This is a genomic window from Streptomyces sp. NPDC002144 (assembly GCF_053593695.1).
The window spans coordinates 1-2,303 of record NZ_JBSFDB010000150.1; the positions used below are offsets into that span (position 1 = coordinate 1).

Consider the following 2,303-nt stretch of genomic DNA (forward strand, 5'->3'; position numbering starts at 1 on the left):
GATAGGGGAACAGCTGCTTATCAGGAGTCAGTGCTGCCGCCCAAATAGGATCACTTTAGTATTTCTTCAATCCCACCTATTAAGTGAAAGAAGGGATTAAAGGGATCGTTTTCAACAATAGCTTTCATGTGGTTAAAGTGTTCTTGTAAATCTCTTTTAGCCAACGGATGTAGTAAGTAGTGTGGATTTTCTTCTAATGTACTATGGATATAAATACTATCTGAAAGTAGTTCATCCAGTATGCCGTCTTTATATAAACTAGCAAGCAAAGGATCTTCCGCCTTCTTTTTAATTTCCCTTATAAGATTCTCTAGTGCATTTAAATTTAACTTGTTCATTTTCTGTTCCTCCATATGTTAAGTATTTTAGTAGTTTGATTAAATATCTCTCTACCAATAAAAGTGAAAGAAAGGCTGCTAAAGTAAACAGCTTTTCTGATTTTTTAGCGCATCTTTCTTATTACATGGGACACTTACAAACTAATATTGTTATAAGATTTTTAAATACCTTTTTTTATTTTCCAAAAAGTTCACTCCCTTCAACACCTTTAAAGTTCATTCCTACCTAAGTTAGATTAGACAGTTAAAAAAATCCCCTCACTTATATAAGTGAAATTAGTAGGTTAAAATTAAAAAAATTAAGAAATTAATAAAAAAATTCTATATAGGCGTAATCCCTTCTAATAGATATAACGCTTCAATTTAAAAAAATGGACATTCTATAGGCAAAAGAATATAAGGAGAAAAGACTAGTACAAAATCAATCACTAAAAATTATTGCTGATTTTCTCCTAAAAACCATATTCGATAACTGCTTAACTAAAATAAGTAAGGGTGGACATAATTTTCTCCTTAATTCAGTAATTTTTTTATTTAGAGAAGGTAGAGCGCCATGTAATTAAGCTGAGTATAAAAGAAAAAAACAGAAAAAATGTGTTGGAAAATGGGGTGTTTTTCTTTAAATTGTCTAGTAAACCTTTATTTATCAAGGGAATTTCCGTATGTGGGGACTTCATCGATTTGATGATTAACTTTTTTACAAAATAAGTAAAAAAATCCTTTTTCTATATAGAAAAAGGATTTTTTAAGCGTAAGGGTCATCCTCAAGATCCAAATGAGCCCATGCATTAAATTCTATTTTTTCGTTATCTTTTGTATCTTCTTGTTTTTCATCGTTTTTTATTTCATCATCATTTGCAAATATAGATTCATCGACTTCAACACTTAGGATTTCATTAACAGAATCTTCATCCTTTTGTACATTCTCCATCGGTAATTCTTCCCTAGTTATTGCCACTTCTTCTTGTGCTTGTTCCGGCTGGTTCACTCGATTACTTTTAGGGATTTTCTTTAAATCTTGTAAGAATCTATATTTTCTTGGAAGGATTTCTTCACAATCAGTTACTCCATACTCTTTATAAAATAACTCCATTGAATGCATAAAAAATAAAGTTAAATCAGATTGTTCATTAATAAGCTCCAAAAGTTCCTCTGGAACATCTTTTTTTAAATATATGGTGGGCCTATCGCCCACACCATATATTTTAGTTTGATTTTTTCTTCTGCTCATTAATTAGACACTCCTACTTTTTGTTCCTTCAATTGTTGGAAACGTGGAGAAGAAACATACACCAGAAGTCCTCTGGAGTTTACATACATAGGGTCATTTATAAACACTACATTCTTCAAACGGTCTTTATGCTTTAATATCTTTTCAAGATCAGACTTGATTAAAATAGCACCGCCGCCATAAATGAAAACAAACGGGTCATCTTTCATTTCATCAATCTTATTGATAACATCGCTTGAAAACTTAGTAGCTAATTGACGGATGAATTGTACTGCAAATTCTTTTAGTGTTGAATGTCTAGGATGCTCTGAGTCAAAGTAAATTTCATTAAACTCTACAATAGAATCAATCGTTTTACGAGGATAAACTAGGTTCCAACGTTTAACAATCTCTAGTATCGTTTGCTTTGTTCCATAACCACGTGGTTCGCTTAGATTTGGATTAAATGAAACCCCTTTAGTAACAACAATTTCAGTTGTACCGGCGCCGATATCAAAATGTAGAAGTGATTTGTCATCATAAGTAATTGTTTCAATCTTAGGCTCTTGGTCTTTCGCAACTTCTATCTCAATTTTACGTTTGATTGGCTTACCTTTTTCATCATATACAACGCCCCATGCAGCTGCCGCACCTTCTGGTGATCGGCACCGGTAGCGTCCCGGACGAGGTCCGCCACTTCCTCGTCCGTCAGCGGCGGCACCGCGAGTTCGGCGGTGCCCGGCGGGCAGCAGCGC

The 2,303-nt window shown here is 33.9% G+C and carries 3 protein-coding genes; all 3 read right to left on the reverse strand.

All coding sequences use genetic code 11. The features are described 5' to 3' along the window. Positions 1-50 precede the first annotated feature (50 nt). Positions 51-353 (reverse strand): hypothetical protein, encoded by a 303-nt coding sequence (locus ACWCQ1_RS51945; RefSeq protein WP_451030113.1) that lies wholly within the window; start codon positions 351-353, stop codon positions 51-53. 730 nt (positions 354-1,083) lie between these two features. Next, positions 1,084-1,569, reverse strand: a complete 486-nt coding sequence (locus ACWCQ1_RS51950) for a hypothetical protein (RefSeq protein WP_285308690.1) — start codon at positions 1,567-1,569, stop codon at positions 1,084-1,086. After that, the coding region (locus ACWCQ1_RS51955) for a hypothetical protein (protein WP_451030114.1) at positions 1,569-2,303 on the reverse strand (735 nt) is incomplete at its 5' end. The genes ACWCQ1_RS51950 and ACWCQ1_RS51955, both read right to left, overlap by 1 nt.

Coding starts and splice junctions, on each gene's coding strand:
- ACWCQ1_RS51945 (WP_451030113.1), bottom strand. CDS start 353: ATGGAGGAACAGAAAATGAACAAGTTAAATTTAAATGCACTAGAGAAT.
- ACWCQ1_RS51950 (WP_285308690.1), bottom strand. CDS start 1,569: ATGAGCAGAAGAAAAAATCAAACTAAAATATATGGTGTGGGCGATAGG.